This window comes from Pseudomonas sp. B6002 (genome assembly GCF_013385985.1).
Lineage (GTDB): Bacteria > Pseudomonadota > Gammaproteobacteria > Pseudomonadales > Pseudomonadaceae > Aquipseudomonas.
Map to the genome: position 1 here is coordinate 502,963 of NZ_JACAOY010000012.1, position 15,452 is coordinate 518,414.

General features: G+C 62.6%; 16 protein-coding genes. 5 read left to right on the forward strand and 11 right to left on the reverse strand.

The features are described from left to right. From HX792_RS18340 to HX792_RS18350, 3 genes are all read right to left on the reverse strand, one after another. Entirely contained in the window at nucleotides 1-723 is a 723-nt protein-coding gene (locus HX792_RS18340) for a MotA/TolQ/ExbB proton channel family protein (RefSeq protein WP_135291170.1), read from the reverse strand. A 51-nt stretch (nucleotides 724-774) separates the two neighbouring features. After that, the gene (locus HX792_RS18345) at nucleotides 775-1,578 is read right to left on the reverse strand and encodes an energy transducer TonB (protein WP_176997389.1); all 804 of its coding nucleotides are present in this window, start codon (nucleotides 1,576-1,578) and stop codon (nucleotides 775-777) included. Between the two features lie 240 nt (nucleotides 1,579-1,818). After that, nucleotides 1,819-2,670, reverse strand: coding sequence for a LysR family transcriptional regulator (locus HX792_RS18350; protein ID WP_176997390.1), 852 nt, complete (start codon nucleotides 2,668-2,670; stop codon nucleotides 1,819-1,821). Nucleotides 2,671-2,775: 105 nt separating this feature from the next. On the opposite strand from HX792_RS18350, the gene HX792_RS18355 reads away from it, so the two are divergent. From HX792_RS18355 to HX792_RS18365, 3 genes are all read left to right on the forward strand, one after another. Then, nucleotides 2,776-3,237 carry a nucleoside deaminase gene (locus tag HX792_RS18355; protein WP_176997391.1) on the forward strand — a complete coding sequence of 154 codons (462 nt, stop codon included), beginning with the start codon at nucleotides 2,776-2,778 and terminating at the stop codon, nucleotides 3,235-3,237. Further along, on the forward strand, nucleotides 3,224-4,393 hold the full coding sequence (locus HX792_RS18360; protein ID WP_176997392.1) for a CynX/NimT family MFS transporter: 1,170 nt from the start codon (nucleotides 3,224-3,226) through the stop codon (nucleotides 4,391-4,393). Before HX792_RS18355 ends, HX792_RS18360 begins: the two co-directional genes overlap by 14 nt. Nucleotides 4,394-4,490: 97 nt before the next feature. Then, entirely contained in the window at nucleotides 4,491-5,426 is a 936-nt protein-coding gene (locus HX792_RS18365) for a LysR family transcriptional regulator (RefSeq protein WP_176997393.1), read from the forward strand. Here the strand turns inward: HX792_RS18365 and HX792_RS18370 are convergent. After that, the gene (locus HX792_RS18370; protein WP_176997394.1) at nucleotides 5,317-6,411 is read right to left on the reverse strand and encodes a fatty acid desaturase; all 1,095 of its coding nucleotides are present in this window, start codon (nucleotides 6,409-6,411) and stop codon (nucleotides 5,317-5,319) included. The two genes, HX792_RS18365 and HX792_RS18370, sit on opposite strands and share 110 nt — an antisense overlap. Nucleotides 6,412-6,512: 101 nt before the next feature. On the opposite strand from HX792_RS18370, the gene HX792_RS18375 reads away from it, so the two are divergent. Further along, on the forward strand, nucleotides 6,513-7,517 hold the full coding sequence (locus HX792_RS18375) for an AraC family transcriptional regulator (RefSeq protein WP_176997395.1): 1,005 nt from the start codon (nucleotides 6,513-6,515) through the stop codon (nucleotides 7,515-7,517). Between the two features lie 102 nt (nucleotides 7,518-7,619). Here HX792_RS18375 and HX792_RS18380 read toward each other — a convergent pair whose 3' ends face one another. Next, nucleotides 7,620-8,306, reverse strand: a complete 687-nt coding sequence (locus HX792_RS18380; RefSeq protein WP_176997396.1) for a Crp/Fnr family transcriptional regulator — start codon at nucleotides 8,304-8,306, stop codon at nucleotides 7,620-7,622. Between the two features lie 83 nt (nucleotides 8,307-8,389). On the opposite strand from HX792_RS18380, the gene HX792_RS18385 reads away from it, so the two are divergent. Beyond that, entirely contained in the window at nucleotides 8,390-8,917 is a 528-nt protein-coding gene (locus HX792_RS18385; protein WP_176997397.1) for a DUF962 domain-containing protein, read from the forward strand. A 122-nt stretch (nucleotides 8,918-9,039) separates the two neighbouring features. On the opposite strand, the gene HX792_RS18390 is transcribed toward HX792_RS18385, so the two are convergent. The 6 genes from HX792_RS18390 to dibA form a co-directional block, all read right to left on the reverse strand. Beyond that, complete coding sequence (locus tag HX792_RS18390) at nucleotides 9,040-10,020, reverse strand: sulfate/molybdate ABC transporter ATP-binding protein (RefSeq protein ID WP_176997398.1); 981 nt, start codon at nucleotides 10,018-10,020, stop codon at nucleotides 9,040-9,042. 3 nt (nucleotides 10,021-10,023) lie between these two features. Further along, a complete protein-coding gene (cysW, locus tag HX792_RS18395; protein WP_176997399.1) occupies nucleotides 10,024-10,896 on the reverse strand; it encodes a sulfate ABC transporter permease subunit CysW in 873 nt (290 codons plus the stop codon). 13 nt (nucleotides 10,897-10,909) lie between these two features. Next, nucleotides 10,910-11,728, reverse strand: a complete 819-nt coding sequence (gene cysT, locus HX792_RS18400; RefSeq protein WP_012721625.1) for a sulfate ABC transporter permease subunit CysT — start codon at nucleotides 11,726-11,728, stop codon at nucleotides 10,910-10,912. 153 nt (nucleotides 11,729-11,881) lie between these two features. Further along, the gene (locus HX792_RS18405; RefSeq protein WP_016975030.1) at nucleotides 11,882-12,892 is read right to left on the reverse strand and encodes a sulfate ABC transporter substrate-binding protein; all 1,011 of its coding nucleotides are present in this window, start codon (nucleotides 12,890-12,892) and stop codon (nucleotides 11,882-11,884) included. Nucleotides 12,893-12,966: 74 nt separating this feature from the next. Further along, a complete protein-coding gene (oscA, locus tag HX792_RS18410; RefSeq protein WP_010565387.1) occupies nucleotides 12,967-13,149 on the reverse strand; it encodes a sulfur starvation response protein OscA in 183 nt (60 codons plus the stop codon). Between the two features lie 297 nt (nucleotides 13,150-13,446). Next, nucleotides 13,447-15,363: a phosphodiesterase DibA gene (dibA, locus tag HX792_RS18415; RefSeq protein ID WP_176997400.1), complete on the reverse strand. Its 1,917-nt coding sequence runs from the start codon at nucleotides 15,361-15,363 to the stop codon at nucleotides 13,447-13,449. Nucleotides 15,364-15,452 lie beyond the last annotated feature (89 nt).

Below are 15,452 nucleotides of genomic sequence, written 5' to 3' on the forward strand. Positions count from 1 at the left end.
TCAGGACGCCTCCTTCACTTTTTGCGGGTTGCCGGCCGCCGCTTTGTTCAGCGTTGGGTGCAGCAGCACGCGGAAGGAATTCTTCTGCGCCAGGCTGTAGAAGTCGTGGGCAAAGTCGTCCAGGTCGGCGGCGGTCAGCTTCAGGCGACGCAGGAAGTAGTTGTAGACCAGCACCGCAGGCACCGCGACGGCGATCCCCACACCCGTTGCAACCAGTGCGGCACCAATCGGGCCAGCCACGGTTTCCAGGCTAGCGGAACCGGCGGCGCTGATCCCTTTCAACGCTTCCATGATGCCCCACACGGTGCCGAACAGGCCGATGAACGGCGAGGTGCTGCCGATACTGGCGACCACGGCCAGGCCGGTTTCCAGGGAGCGGCGTTCACGCACGATCTGCTGGCGCAGGGCGCGTTCGAGGCGGTCCTGGTGGTTGATGGCCTGGCTCAAATCGGCGGCGTGTGGCGCATCGCCCACCTGGATCGCGGCATAACCGGCCTGGGCGACACGGGCCGCCGCACCGGGCTGGGTTTCGGCAAGTTCTGCCGCAGAGTCGAGACTCGACGCCGCCCAGAACTGTTTGTGGAACTTGCGATCCTGCGCCTTGAGGCGGCCGAACTGCACGCCCTTGAGCAGGGCCAGGCCCCAGGTGGCAACCGAAAAGACCACCAGCAGCCAGATCACCGCGCTTTCGATGGATTCAAGTGGAGATGCTAATGCCATGATGTTTTCCCTCTGTGCAGGTCGCGGCGTGTCCAACACACCGCAGCCGAATAGTTAGTGAATCTTGAAGTCGATCGGTACGCTGACCCAGCCGTCCTGTGCCACGTCGCCCTGCTTGGCCGGCACGAAACTCCAGCGCTTCACGGCGGCCAATGCGGCGTCGTCGAGTTGCTGGCGACCGCTGCTCTTCTGGACCTGGATCTCACCCGGCTTACCGCTGGCCAACACATGCACCCTGAGCAACACCGTGCCTTCCCAACCCCGGCGCTGGGCCAACGAGGGGTATTCGGGCGCCGGGTTCTTCAAGTACGCGGCGTTGGCCGAAGCGGGTGTCACGGGTGCCGGCGACGGCGGCGCGGCCGGCGCAGGGGGAGCCGGTGGCGCAGGTGGCTGCTCAACCGGTTTAGGCGCGGGCTTGGGCTCAGGTTTTGGCACTGGCTTGGGCTTGGGTTTTGGAATCGGTTTGGGTGGCGCCGGCTTGGCGGCCAATTCATCCACCACCGGCGGCGGTGGCTCGACCACAGGCGGCGGTGGTGGTGGAACCGGTGGAGGCGGCTCGACCACAGGCGGCGCCGGTTGGGAAAACTCGATGGTCATCGGCGGAATTTCCGGCGGCACAATTGGCAACACCGGGGTCGGCTTCTGGCTCACCCAATAGATCACCGCGCCATGCAGGGCCAGCACCAGCAAGCCCAGCAACAGGCCTTCGCGGCGGCTCGAAAAGCGTTTCGGGGCTTGCTGCAAACGCTGTTGCCCCAACGGCGCACGGTGCGGCCGGCCAAGGTCAACCAACTCACCACCTGGTGCCTGGCGCCACTGCGCCCCTTGTGCACTGGCGGCGGTCTGGACATTGCCCATTGATTCACTCCCTACGGTTTTGAAACAAAAAAACCGACAGGCCTGCATGAGAGGCCGTCGAGGGCTGAATCATCGGGGCCAGACGCTTATCTCTTAAAGTAATCTTTAAAGTTATACATAGATCTAAAATGAATAAATGAAACATCCCGAAACGCCAAAGCCTTGTGCTGCGCGGCCTGGCGCGCAGTCCGCGTTTTTCGATGCTTTTGAGGCATAAAAAATATTCAGCAAAGGCATGGCTCAGGCAGGGCTGTTTGCGCACAAATCGAGCAATTGGCGCTGCAAGGTCTGCCCTGCCGGGCCTAAACCACTGCGGGCATACAGGGCCAGTCGAACGCCCTGCACCGCAGGCAGTCCGCTGTCCTGCCCCAGCACCACGTGCCCTGCCTGCACGACACGTTTGGGCAACAGGCTGATGCCCAACCCCGCCGCCACGGCCGAACACACGCTGGCCAGGCTGGCGCTGGAATAGCCGATGCGCCAACGCCAGCCGCCGACTTCCAGGTGCTGCAGCATTTCGTTGCGGTACAGGCCACCCACCGGAAACGCCACCAAGGGCAGCGGGTCACGCCCCAGGGATGGCGTGCTGCGGCTGTCGACCCAACACAAAGGCTCCGGCCAGGAAGCCAGGCAGTCATCGCTGTCACCCATCTGTTTGACCAGCAGCACATCAAACTCACCGCTGCGGTATTGACGCTGCAGTTCCGGGCCGAGGCCGCTGGTGACTTCCAAGCGAACACGGGGGTACGCCACCACAAACGCCGACAGCAACGGCATCAGGCGTTCGGCCGCAAAGTCTTCCGGCATGCCCAGGCGCAACACGCCGTCGCTTTGCTGGTTGATCAAGACGTCGGCGGCCTCTTCATGCAGCGCGAGGATGCGCCGCGCGTAAGCCAGCAAGCGCTCACCTTCGGCAGTGGCGACTACCCGGCGCTGGTCGCGGTCGAGCAGTTGGCACGCCACGGCGTCCTCCAGGCGGCGGATCTGCTGGCTGACGGTGGACTGGGTCACATGCAGGCGCTCGGCGGCGCGGGTGAAATTGCCGCAGTCCACCACGGCGACAAAGCTGCGCAGCAACACGGGATCGAACATGGCGTCACCATTCTCTTTGCCACTGGTTGGCATGGTTATATTTAATTTCAGAATACCAAGGCCGCTGCCCATACTTCACCCTCCATTCCTCCCCGAGGTAGCGCCATGAGCGACGACCACCCGCACCTGCAACGCGCCATCGCCCTGGCCCGGGCCAATGTGAGTCAAGGCGGCCGGCCGTTTGGCGCGGTCCTGACGCACAACGGCGCGGTGCTGGTGGAAGCGGTGAACGAGATCCACCTGACCCGGGACCCCACCGCCCACGCCGAGCTGCTGGCGATCCGTGCAGCCAGCCGTCAACTCGGTGCACGCCTGGAAGGCTGCGTGATCTACGCCAGCGGCCAGCCCTGCCCGATGTGCCTGAGCGCCATGTACCTGTGCGGCGTGGAACGGGTGGTGTTTGCGGCCAGCAACGCGATGGCCGAGCCCTTCGGCTTGTCGACGGCGGCGATTGGGCAACAGGTCGGCTTGCCCCTGGGCGAACAACGCTTGCCGATCCAGCACCTGCCCGACGCGGCCATGACCACCCTGTACCAGCAATGGAAAACCCTGCATGACCCTCAATAAATCCCTCGCCGGCTGGGGGCTGCTGGTGGTGTTGGGCCTGAACCTGCGGCCGATCCTCAGCTCCATCAGCCCGCTGCTGGGCGAGATCCGCCAGGCCACTGGCCTGAGCTTCCAGAGCAGTGCCCTGCTCACCAGCTTGCCCGTGGTGTGCATGGGCCTGGTGGCGTTGATCGGCGTACGGGTGGAAGCAAGGCTGGGCGAGCGACGCGGCATCGCCCTGGGCTTGATGATGATTCTGCTGGCGTGCCTGGCGCGCTGGCTGATGGGCCAGGCCTCGGCACTGCTGGTCACGGCCTTGCTCGGTGGTGCCGGGGTGGCGCTGATCCAGGCGTTGGTGCCGGCGATGATCAAGCGCGAATTCCATCACCGCGTACCGGTGGCAATGGGCGTGTATTCGGCCTCGCTGATGGCCGGTGGCGGGCTGGCCGCGTTGCTCAGCCCGGTGGTGGCCACGCACTTCCAGCAGTGGCAGGCGGGGCTCGGGATCTGGCTGTTGCCGGCGCTGGCCGCCTTGTTGCTGTGGGCATTTGTGCCGCTGGGAGCGCCCAGAAGCGCGCTGGTGATTCCCGCCTTCAAAGGCCTGCGCAACCGCCGTGCCTGGTTGCTGGCGCTGTATTTCGGCCTGGTGAACTGCGGCTACATGAGCATGGTGGCGTGGCTGCCGGCGTACTACCAGCAACTGGGCTGGGGCGTGTTGCCGAGCGGTTCGCTGCTGGCATTCATGACCATTTTCCAGGTGATCGCGGCGTTGTTGATGCCGGTACTGGCCCAACGCGGGATCGACCGTCGGCCCTTGCTCGGCGTCAGCCTGCTGGCGCAGACCGTGGGTTACCTCGGCTTGCTGATGGCGCCGCAGCAGTTTCCCCACCTGTGGGTCGCGCTGATCGGCTTTGGCCTGGGCGCGTGTTTCGCCCTGAGCCTGCTGCTGACCCTCGACCACCACCGCGACCCGCGCCAGGCCGGGCAACTGGCGGCCTTCGTGCAGGGCGTGGGCTTCTTGATCAATGCAATTTCGCCCTGGTTGACCGGCTGGCTGCGTGAGCTGACTGGCACCTTTGTCAGCGCCTGGGTAGTACTGACAGTGACCGTGGTGGCGATGCTGGTGGTGACGCGGGTCTTCAGCCCGGCCACCTACCGCACGGTGCCTGCTCTATAGATATGCATTTAAGATCTAGATAAAACAAACGTGCTTCATTGACGGAATAAGCAAGCCCCTTAAAATCCCGGTTCCCCTCTTGGACGCCGGGCGCCCCATGGATCTCCGTCAGCTGCGCTACTTCATCGCGCTCAACGAGCACCGCAGTTTTGTGCGCGCCGCCGACGCCATGGGCATCACACAGCCGGCGTTCAGCCGCAGCATCCAGGGCCTGGAACAGGAGTTCGGCTGCGTGCTGGTGGACCGCGCTCACAAGGACCTGCGCCCCACACCCGAAGGTCAGGTGGTGCTGCAGCATGCCCTGAGCCTGGTCCAGGGCGCCGCGCTGCTCAGCCATGAAGTCACGCGCATGACCAAGCTCGACGCCGGTGAAGTGCGCCTGGGCAGCGACGCCGTGGCGGCCGTGAACCTGGTGCCCCAGGCCATGGCGCGGTTTATCACCACCTACCCCAAGGTCCGCACCGCATTGCAGGTGGATAACTGGGAAAAGCTCGGGCGCAGCCTGAGCCGCGAGGAGATCGAATTCTTTATCGCCGATGTCCGCCACTTCGAGGCTGACCCCAACTTCCAGATCCAGGCCCTCACGCCCCGGCGCAGCGTGTTTTTCTGCCGGGCCGGTCACCCGCTATTGGCCAAGGACAGTCTGTCGACCAACGACCTGTTTGGTTTCCCGCTGGCTACGCCGTTGATTGCACCGGGTATTCGCAAACTGCTCGCTAACCTCAGCGGGCGCATCGATTTTGCGCCCGCTATCGAACTTGAACAGTTCTCGGCGCTGGCCACCATCGTGCGCCAGTCCGACGCCATTGGCCTGGGCGCCGAAGAGGCGTTCGTCGATGAATTGGCCAGCGGCGCACTGAAGGTGCTGCACTGGCGCAACCTGCCTCACAACCTCGACAGCCTGAGCAACCGTTGCGGCGTGATCAGCCGCGCTGGGGTGCGTTTGTCGCCTGCGGCGAAGGCGCTGATCGAAACCCTGCTGGCGGTGGAAAGCCAAGCCGATTGGCCCGGGCAAACGTCCCGAAATCATTGAAGCGCACGCCCATCTCGGCCATGACTTTGTGCGCCACCTTGGCGGTCATCTGACGGATGTAGAACGGCTCCTTCACCACGAAATGATGAATGCCATGGGTGCTGCCGAAGTTGAAGCAGAACGCCTGCAACGGCCACATCCACCAGGGGTTGAGCACCTGGGTTTGCTGGATCACGTTGCCCAACTCCACGTCACCGTAGTAGTGCATGTTCGAGCTGACAAAGTGCAGGCAAAAGGTGCGCAGCACGTTGGGGCCGATGATCACGACGGCGGCGATGTCGATCACCTGCATCATGTGCAGTGTGCTGGCTGACCAGTCGATAGGCGCGCCCAGCAGGCTGGCGATGCCATTTGCCGCGTGAAAACCGAGGAACACGTACCACGCGCCCCAATGCAGCAGCGCCAACGGCGCGTACACCAGCAGCGAGCGTTTGAGGATGCTGAGTTTGTGCTTCCAGGTCTTGGCCCGCAGGATACGGATAAACGCTGACATCACGTTATCGCCGACCATCAGCAACCGCGCAAAACCCCACGGTTCGCCGTTGGTGATGGCGCGCTCTTCCATGTCGGTTTCAGTGCCGGAAACCTTGTGGTGGTTGAGGTGCAGATGCCGGCGCACCCACGGGTTGATCGTGCTCGGCCGCGCCAGCCACACCAGGCCCATCATCAGGTTGTGCGGCAGGCGCTGCTTGCGAAAGTACATGCTGTGGATCAGGTCGTGTTCCAGCTCGTGGGTCAGCGAAGCGAGGAACGCATTGAGCAGCAGGCATACCCACCAGGCCATATGGCCCGTGAAATAGAGCGCCGCCGAGCCGACCATGCCCACCAACGCAAACGCCAGGATGCCCGCGCCCAGTGCGTCCTGATGCAGCAGCCAGGGGTGGCTCTGGCGCAAGCGCACGCCTTCGGCCAGCACCACGTCACGGATATGCGCCGAACGCTGTTGCGCGTTCATCTGCTGGGGACTTGCAGAAGTACCGTCCATGCTTCCATCCTCTTGCTTATTGATGCGCCCATCCTGCCCCAAGCGATCTCGCAGGACGCTAGCCCCGGACGCCAACCTGTTGACCGCAAGCGCCAATCGCCATGACCGAACCCACCTCACTCGCCAGCTGGACCCGCGCCCTGCGCAAGCAGCTCGATGCCTTGGGCCTCGACAGTGCCGCGCTGTGCGCCCAGGCCGGGCTCGACCCGCAACACATGGACGACCCGAATGCGCGCTACCCGCTGTCGGCCACCACACGCTTGTGGGCGCTGGCCGTGCAGGCCAGCGGGGACCCGGCAATCGGCTTGCGCGTGTCGCGGTTTGTCAGCCCCACCACCTTTCATGCGCTGGGCTATGCGCTGGTGGCCAGCGGCAGCCTGCGCGAGGTGTTCGAGCGCATCGTGCGCTATCACCAGGTGGTCAGCGATGCCCTGGCCCTGGAGCTTAGCCGAGACGGTGAGCGTTACCGTTTCCGCCTGCTGCAGCCGGAGGGCAGCCCGGCGCCGGCGTTCGAGGCCATCGATGCGTTTGCGGCGATTTACGTGCGCACGTGTCGCAACCGGCTGGGCCGTGAGTACGCACCGCTGGCGGTGTACCTGCGCCGGCCTGAACCGGCCGATCCCCAGCCGTGGCACACGGTGTTTCGCGCTCCGGTGTTTTTTGCCGCCGAGGAAGACCGCCTGGAGTTCGCCGCCCACGACTTCGACAGCCACCTGGACGATGCCAACCCGGAGCTGGCCGAGCACAACGAGACCGTGCTCAAGCGCACCCTCGCCCAACTGCAACCGCTGACCTGGGAGCGCAAGGTACGCCGGGTGATCGAAGCGCAGCTGCCCGATGGCGAGCCGAGTGCCGAACGCGTCGCCCAGGCGCTGCACCTGAGTTTGCGCAGCCTGCAGCGGCATCTGGCGGACGAGGGGTGCAGGTTTGATGCGTTGCTCAATGAGTGCCGGGAGAACCTCGCGTTGCTGCATTTGCGCGACCCGCAGTGTTCATTGGCAGAGATCAGTCACTTATTGGGGTTTGCCGATACCAGCAGTTTCAACCGCGCGTTCAAGCGTTGGACGGGGCTGACGCCGGGGCAGTTTCGGGATGGGTTGCGGTAGCGGGCTCTGTAGTGTTTTTGAGGGCCTCATCGCAGGCAAGCCAGCTCCCACAGGGGTACGCATTCCAATTGTGGGAGCGGGCTTGCCCGCGATGGGGCCCCCTCAGGTATGTGCAACCTCCCGCAGCCGCTGCACATCCAGCACTTCAATTTCGCCATAGCCCAAACGCACCACGCCCTGGGCCTGCAGGTCCTTGAGCAACGCATTGGTGGTCTGGCGCGACAGGCTCAACATGGCCGCCAGGTCTTCCTGGGGCAGTTGCAGCACGCGCCTGGAGTGTTCGATGTCGCCATACCCTTCAACGATCATCAACAAGCGGTGGGCCAGGCGCACCGGGGCCGGCATCAGGCTGAGCTGTTCGAGGCCGATAAAACTCAGGCGCAGTTTCTGGCTCATCAACAGCGCCAGGTTGCGCCAGTAGTGCGGGGCTTCATCAAGGATATTCAACAACGCCTGCTGCGGCACCTGCAACAAAGTGCACGGCCCGGCGGCGCAGGCGTCGTGGGTGCGTGGCAATCCGTCGAACAGGCAGATTTCGCCGAACCAGTAAGGCGGTTCCACCAGGCTCAATATCGCTTCCTTGCCCTGCTCGTTCACCGCGCTGATGCGCAAGGTGCCTTCGAGCACGGCATACAAACCACACGGCGGATCGCCGCGCTTGAACAGGGTTTGCCCCGCCACCAGCGAGCGCAGCCGGGCCTGGGCCAGCAGGCTATGCTGAAAAGATGACGGCAGGTGGCTGAACCAATGACCGATGGCCAGCCGCGCGTGCCATTGCTCTGCGTCCATGAGAACTCCGAAGATTGTCGCCCAGCTGACAGTCAGGCAAAGGCTGACAGGGCATGATCCAGCATCCTACAGGAGGAACAACAATGAAAAGCCTCGTCGACCACCTCAGTCAATATGCTGCCTACCACCGTGACCCACGCAATATCGCCAGCCACTTTATCGGCATTCCGCTGATCGTCGTCGCAGTGGCGGTGCTGTTATCCCGCCCCGAATGGACCGTAGGCGGGCTCTGGCTCTCACCCGCCGTTCTGCTCGCGCTGTTTTCCGCGTGGTTTTACCTGCGCCTGGAATTGGCCTTGGGCGTGCTGATGACGGTGCTGATGGGCTTGTCGGTGTGGGCCGGGCACGTGCTGGCCGCGCAGAGCACACTGGTGTGGCTGAGCAGCGGTATCGGGATGTTTGTGGTGGGCTGGGTGATCCAGTTTGTCGGGCACTACTACGAAGGGCGCAAGCCAGCGTTCGTCGACGATGTGTCGGGGCTGATCGTCGGGCCGCTGTTTGTGGTGGCGGAGTTGGCGTTTCTGGTGGGGTTGCGGGGTGACCTCAAGCAGCAGATCGAAGAGCGATCGGGGCCTGTAACCCGCCGCGATCTGGAGCCGAGAAAGGTCTGAATGTGGGAGCTGGCTTGCCTGCGATAGCATCACCTCGGTGTGTCAGTCACACCGCAGTGATGCTATCGCAGGCAAGCCAGCTCCCACAAAAGCCCGGTTCCCACAGGGGGGGATGGGTGGGCTTAGGCTTTTTGCCAGACCTTGGGCTTGAAGAACAGCGTTTCGCCACGGGCCAAACCGGTGAGGCTGTCGTGGTCTTTCACCACTTCGGCTTCGATCAGTTCGCTCTGGCCTTCCACTTTCAAGGTCACGCGGGTGGTCGCGCCCAATGGGCGGATGTCGCGCACTTCGGCCGCGTGGTGGTCTTCCAGCTCGTGGCGCGACAGCGACACTTCGTGCGGGCGGAACAGCACGTGCTGGTCTTCACCCAAGTGCAGGCGGTTGGAGTCGCCGAGGAAGTGATAGACGAAATCGCTGGCCGGGTTTTCGTAGACTTCGCCCGGTGAGCCGATCTGTTCGATCACGCCCTTGTTCATCACCACAATGCGGTCGGCGACTTCCATGGCCTCTTCCTGGTCGTGGGTCACGAACACCGAGGTCAGGTTGATGTCTTCGTGCAGGCGCGCCAGCCAGCGGCGCAGTTCTTTACGCACCTTGGCATCCAAGGCGCCGAAGGGCTCGTCCAGCAGCAGCACTTTCGGTTCAACCGCCAGGGCGCGGGCCAGGGCGATACGCTGACGCTGGCCGCCAGAGAGTTGTTCCGGATAGCGATCCGACAGCCAGTCGAGCTGCACCATGTTCAGCAGTTCGTGCACTTTGCTGGCGATCTGGCTTTCGGTCGGGCGCTGGTTCTTCGGCTTCATGCGCAGGCCGAAGGCGACGTTATCGAACACGGTCATGTGGCGGAACAACGCATAGTGCTGGAACACAAACCCGACGTTGCGATCACGCACATCGTGGCCGGAGACGTCTTCACCGTGGAACACGATGTTGCCGTCATCGGGCGTTTCCAGGCCTGCGATGATGCGCAGCAAGGTGGTCTTGCCGCAGCCGGACGGGCCCAGCAAAGCCACCAGCTCGCCACTCTGGATGTCCAGATTGATGCTGTTCAGGGCCTTGAAGGCGTTGAAGTTCTTGCTGACATTACGGACTTCGATCGACATGACTTATTCCTCACCGGCGCTTTTGCGCAGGCGGTTGATACGGTTCTCGCTCCACTGCTTGAGCAGCAGGATGAAGAGCGCCAGGATCAGCAGCAGGCTGGCCACCGCAAACGCGGCAACGTGGTTGTATTCGTTATAGAGAATCTCGACGTGCAGCGGCAGGGTGTTGGTGACGCCACGGATATGGCCGGACACCACCGACACCGCGCCGAACTCGCCCATGGCCCGTGCGGTACACAGCACCACGCCGTAGATCAGGCCCCACTTGATGTTCGGCACGGTCACGTGCCAGAACATCTGCCAGCCGTTGGCGCCCAGCAGCCGCGCGGCTTCTTCTTCCTGGGTGCCCTGCTCTTGCATCAGCGGGATCAGTTCACGAGCCACGAACGGCACAGTGACGAAGATGGTCGCCAACACGATGCCGGGCAAGGCGAACACGATCTGGATGTCGTGGTCGGCCAGCCAAGGGCCAAAGAAGCCCTGGGCGCCGAACATCAATACGTAGACCAGGCCCGCGATTACCGGCGACACCGAGAACGGCAGGTCGATGAGCGTGACCAGGATGCTTTTGCCACGGAACGAGTACTTGCTCACGCACCAGGCGGCGCTGACGCCGAACACCACGTTGAGCGGTACCGAGATCACCACGGCGATCACCGTGAGTTTCAGTGCCGACAGCGCGTCGGGTTCCAGGATCGCGGTGAAGAATGCGCCGAGGCCGTTCTTCAAGCCTTGGGTCACCACGATCAGCAATGGCAACAGCAGGAACAACGCGAACACCAGCCAGCCAAGGCTGATCAGGATACGTCGCGACGCAGCACTGCCACGGCGGGCAGCGTTGGCCGAGGACGCAGCGGAAATAGACGATTGGGACATGTTCCGCGCCTCCTTATGGACGTTCGATGCGCCGCTGCAACAAGTTGATCAGCAGCAGCAGGACAAAGGAAACCACCAGCATCAGCACACCGATGGAGGTGGCGCCGCGGTAGTCGTACTGGTCGAGCTTGACCATGATCAGCAACGGCAGGATCTCGGTCTTCATCGGCATGTTGCCGGCGATGAAGATCACCGAGCCGTACTCACCCACGCCACGGGCAAACGCCAGGGCGAAGCCGGTGAGCCAAGCAGGCAGCAGCGCGGGCACGAGGATGTAGCGGAACACCTGCAACGGCTTGGCGCCCAGGCAGGCGGCGGCCTCTTCGACTTCCCGGGGGATGTCGGCGAGTACCGGCTGCACCGTGCGCACCACGAACGGCAGGGTGACGAAGGTCAGCGCCAGGGTGATACCCAATGGGGTGTAGGCGATCTTGAAGCCGAGGTCGGCGGCGAACTGGCCGACCAGGCCGTTAGGCGTGTATAGCGCAGTCAGCGCGATACCGGCCACGGCGGTGGGCAGGGCGAACGGCAGGTCGATCATCGCGTCGATGATCTTGCGGCCGGGGAAGGTGTAGCGCACCAGCACCCAGGCCAGCAGTGTGCCGATCACGCCGTTGATCAGCGCCGCGTACAGCGCGGTGCTGAAGCTCAGTTGCAACGCCGCCAGCACGCGCGGTGCGGAGATGATGTTCCAGAACTGATCCCAGGTGAGTTGAGCGGCGTGTACAAACATCGCCGCAAGGGGGATGAGTACGATCAGGCTGAGGTACACCACGGTGTAGCCCAGCGTCAGCCCGAAGCCGGGTATGACGGGGGAGATACGACGCGACATAAGAGTCCTTGAGTAAGGGGACAAACATACAAAACCCGCAAATGAATGCGGGCTCTAACTGTAGGAGCCGGCTTGCCGGCGATGGGGCCTTGAGGCTTGCAGTGTTCTCTCTGGCCTCATCGCTGGCAAGCCGGCGCCTACAAGGGCATGCGTTTACTGTGCGGTGTAGATCTGGTCGAACACGCCGCCGTCGTTAAAGAATTTCGGTTGGGCAGTCTTCCAGCCGCCGAAGTCTTTGTCGATAGTCACCAGGTCCAGTTTCGGGAACTGCTGGGCGTATTTGGCGGCTACTTTCGCATCGCGTGGGCGGTAGAAGTTTTTCGCCGCAATCTCCTGGCCAGCCGGGCTGTACAGGTGCTTCAGGTATTCAGTGGCGATCTCGGTGTTGCCCTTTTTCTCGGCGTTCTTGTCGACCACGGCCACCGGTGGCTCCGCGAGGATCGACAGGGAAGGCACGACGATGTCGAACTTGTCGGCGCCGCCGTCTTCTTTCAGGGCCAGGAAGGCTTCGTTTTCCCAGGCCAGCAACACGTCACCCTGACCGTTGTTGACGAAGGTGATCGTCGAACCGCGAGCACCGGTGTCCAGCACAGGCACGTGTTTGAACAGCTCTTTCACGTATTCCTGGGCCTTGGCTTCGCTGCCACCGGCTTTCAGGCCGTAGGCCCAGGCGGCGAGGAAGTTCCAGCGCGCACCGCCAGAGGTTTTCGGGTTCGGCGTGATCACCGAGACGTCTTTCTTGATCAGGTCGCCCCAATCCTTGATGCCTTTAGGGTTGCCCTTGCGTACCAGGAACACGATGGTCGAGGTATACGGGGTGCTGGCGTCCGGCAGGCGGGTCTGCCAGTTTTCCGGCAGGGTCTTGCCCAGCTTGGCGATTTCGTCGATGTCGCCGGCCAGGGCCAGGGTCACGACGTCGGCACGCAGGCCGTCGATCACGGCACGGCCTTGTTTGCCCGAGCCGCCGTGGGATTGCTGGATCTTGACGTTGTCACCAGGGTGGGACTGTTTCCAGAAGTTGGTGAACTCAGCGTTGTAGTCCTGGTACAGCTCACGGGTAGGGTCGTACGAGACGTTGAGCAACTCGTAGTCCTTGGCAACGGCGGAACCTGCAAACACGGCGCTGGCCAGGGCGGCCAGGGCGTAACGGCGAATCGACGACATAGAAGCTCCTGAAAATTCTGGGTGTTGGCTTTTTCTTATAGTTGCGGGTCTAGCATGCGAATCGCCGTGGTTGCTTACGCCGGTTTGTTGCCCGGGTTCTGCAGACGGAATTTTTCTTTGCGTTCGATCTGTACCACTTGGGCGTTGTGCACCGTGATTTCCACCGCGCCAAACCGCAGGTCGCGCAACGCGCTCTGGATCTCACGCAAAATGGCTGCTTCGTCCTGGCCGTCGACGCTACGTAGAGATGCGCTCATGGTCTCGCTCCTGAAATGAATAGTGCCTCGCAGTGGCGGCACTGCTTGTGGCGTGAGGGCGATAGTAGATAAGCGCGGATATTCTTAAAAATACTATTTAAGAATGTTTATATAACCAGAAAGAATTTTCTGGCGGGACGTGGGGTTGCGAGAGTTTTCGGCTTCGAAATACTGCTTCAAGGGCGCTACAGAACCCTGTGGGAGCCGGGCTTGCCCGCGATGACGGTGTGTCAGCCACCCACTATTTTGAATGTAAGACCGCCATCGCGGGCAAGCCCGGCTCCCACATTGACGGCGTTATGCCTGTCGGATCGGGGGAGCCCTGTCCCAATCAATTTCACCTGCCGGCACCGGCCTGCCAAACCAATACCCCTGGCCCATGTCGCAGTCATGCTCCAACAGGAACCGTGCCTGCTCCATTTGTTCGATCCCTTCGGCATGCACCTGCATGCCCATGCTTTTGGCCAAGGCAATGACCACGCGCACGATGGCGGCGTCGTCTTCGTCCCATGGCAATCCGGCGACAAAACCCTGGTCGATCTTGAGCTTCTGCACGGGCAGGCGCTTGAGGCGCAACAGCGAGGAATAGCCGGTGCCGAAGTCGTCGATGGCCAGGCGCAGGCCCAGTTCACGCAAGCGGTGCAGTTGCTCCAGGGCTTCTTCGGGGTCATCCATGACGGCGCTTTCGGTCACTTCCAGCTCCAGGAAAGCCGGGTCCAGGCCGGTGTCGTGCAACACCTGGGCGACCTGTTCATACAGCTCGCGCCGGGCAAACAGTCGGCTGGAGACATTCACCGCGATGAAGCTCAACGGCACGCCGTCAGCCAGCCATTGGCACATCTGGCGGCAGGCCTGGTCCATCACCCAGGCATCGATGTCGGCAATCAGTCCGGTGCGCTCGGCAATCGGGATGAAGTCGCCCGGGGGCACCAGGCCGCGCTCCGGGTGTTGCCAGCGCACCAGCGCCTCTACGCCGATCAGGCGACTGCCGTGAAGGTCGTGCACGGGCTGGTAAAACACCCGTAACTCCTGCTGGTCGAGGGCGCGGCGCAATTCGCTGGCGATCTCGACGCGGTGCTGGGCATGGGCGGTCAGTTCTTCGGTGTACAAGGCGTAGCCTTCGCGCCCTGCACTCTTGGCCTTGAACAGCGCCGAGTCGGCGTTACGCAGCAACTGTTCGGCGCTCAGGGCATCGCTGGGGAACAGGCTGATGCCAATACTCGCGCTGATAAACAGTTGGTGCCCGTCGAAGATGAACGGCTGCTTCATCGCATCCAATATGCGCTGGGCCAGTGCCGCCGCCTGCACCACCTGTGGACAACTTTCGGCGAGCACCGCGAACTCGTCACCGCCCAGGCGCGCCAGGGTCACGCCGGGGCCGAACAGCCCCTTGAGGCGCTCACCGACCACCTTGAGCAACTGGTCGCCGACATTGTGGCCAAGGCTGTCGTTGATGATCTTGAAGTGGTCCAGGTCCAGCAACAACAGGGCGCAGCCGCGTTTGTGAGCCTGGGCGGAGGCCAGCGCCTGTTCGGCGCGGTCGGTGAACAGCAGGCGGTTGGGCAGGTCGGTGAGTGGATCGTGGTGGGCCAGGTGAGCCAGTTCGTGCTCGGAGTCCTTGATGGCGCTGATGTCGGAAAACACCGCGACATAATGGCTGACCTGGCCCAGGTCATCGTGGATCACGCGGATGGTCTGCCACTGTGGATAAATCTCGCCGCTTTTGCGCCGGTTCCAGATTTCACCGCTCCATTCACCGTTGCGCGCCAGGGTCTGGAACATCTGTTGATAAAAATTCGACGAATGGCGCCCCGACTTGAAGAGGCTCGGTTGCTGGCCCATGACGTCTTCGCGGCTGTAGCCGGTGATCTCCATGAACGCCCGGTTGACGTGCACGATCTGTCCCTTGGCGTCGGTGACCAGCACACCTTCGCGGGTGCAGTCGAACACGGCGGCGGCCTGGCGCAGGCGCTCGCGGTTCTCTTTCAAGGGCTGCTGCAGTTGGTGGGTACGGGCAAATCGCACGCAAATCAGGTAGATAGCCAGCGCGCTGAAGGCCACCCACACATAGCCGCGCACCTGCAGCCAGCGCCCCAACTCCCCAGGCTCATCGAGAAAGTTGATCAATAGATGGTTGCTGAGCTGGAGCCACGCAATGGACACCAACAGGTATACCAGCCCCGCACGCAGGGCACCTCGGTATGAAAACAGCATATGGTCAGTAATCCTTACCAAAAAAACAGAATCGCCCTACAAAGGCTGCGGATTATAGAATAAGAAACATCCAGTCACTCCTATCTGAA

Bases quoted from the DNA above. Each gene is read 5' to 3' on its own strand.
- HX792_RS18375 (WP_176997395.1), top strand. From the start codon at position 6,513: ATGACCGAACCCACCTCACTCGCCAGCTGGACCCGCGCCCTGCGCAAG.
- HX792_RS18380 (WP_176997396.1), bottom strand. From the start codon at position 8,306: ATGGACGCAGAGCAATGGCACGCGCGGCTGGCCATCGGTCATTGGTTC.
- dibA (WP_176997400.1), bottom strand. From the start codon at position 15,363: ATGCTGTTTTCATACCGAGGTGCCCTGCGTGCGGGGCTGGTATACCTG.
- HX792_RS18350 (WP_176997390.1), bottom strand. From the start codon at position 2,670: ATGTTCGATCCCGTGTTGCTGCGCAGCTTTGTCGCCGTGGTGGACTGC.
- HX792_RS18370 (WP_176997394.1), bottom strand. From the start codon at position 6,411: ATGGACGGTACTTCTGCAAGTCCCCAGCAGATGAACGCGCAACAGCGT.
- HX792_RS18360 (WP_176997392.1), top strand. From the start codon at position 3,224: ATGACCCTCAATAAATCCCTCGCCGGCTGGGGGCTGCTGGTGGTGTTG.
- HX792_RS18390 (WP_176997398.1), bottom strand. From the start codon at position 10,020: ATGTCGATCGAAGTCCGTAATGTCAGCAAGAACTTCAACGCCTTCAAG.
- HX792_RS18355 (WP_176997391.1), top strand. From the start codon at position 2,776: ATGAGCGACGACCACCCGCACCTGCAACGCGCCATCGCCCTGGCCCGG.
- HX792_RS18385 (WP_176997397.1), top strand. From the start codon at position 8,390: ATGAAAAGCCTCGTCGACCACCTCAGTCAATATGCTGCCTACCACCGT.
- cysW (WP_176997399.1), bottom strand. From the start codon at position 10,896: ATGTCCCAATCGTCTATTTCCGCTGCGTCCTCGGCCAACGCTGCCCGC.
- HX792_RS18365 (WP_176997393.1), top strand. From the start codon at position 4,491: ATGGATCTCCGTCAGCTGCGCTACTTCATCGCGCTCAACGAGCACCGC.
- cysT (WP_012721625.1), bottom strand. From the start codon at position 11,728: ATGTCGCGTCGTATCTCCCCCGTCATACCCGGCTTCGGGCTGACGCTG.
- HX792_RS18345 (WP_176997389.1), bottom strand. From the start codon at position 1,578: ATGGGCAATGTCCAGACCGCCGCCAGTGCACAAGGGGCGCAGTGGCGC.
- HX792_RS18405 (WP_016975030.1), bottom strand. From the start codon at position 12,892: ATGTCGTCGATTCGCCGTTACGCCCTGGCCGCCCTGGCCAGCGCCGTG.
- oscA (WP_010565387.1), bottom strand. From the start codon at position 13,149: ATGAGCGCATCTCTACGTAGCGTCGACGGCCAGGACGAAGCAGCCATT.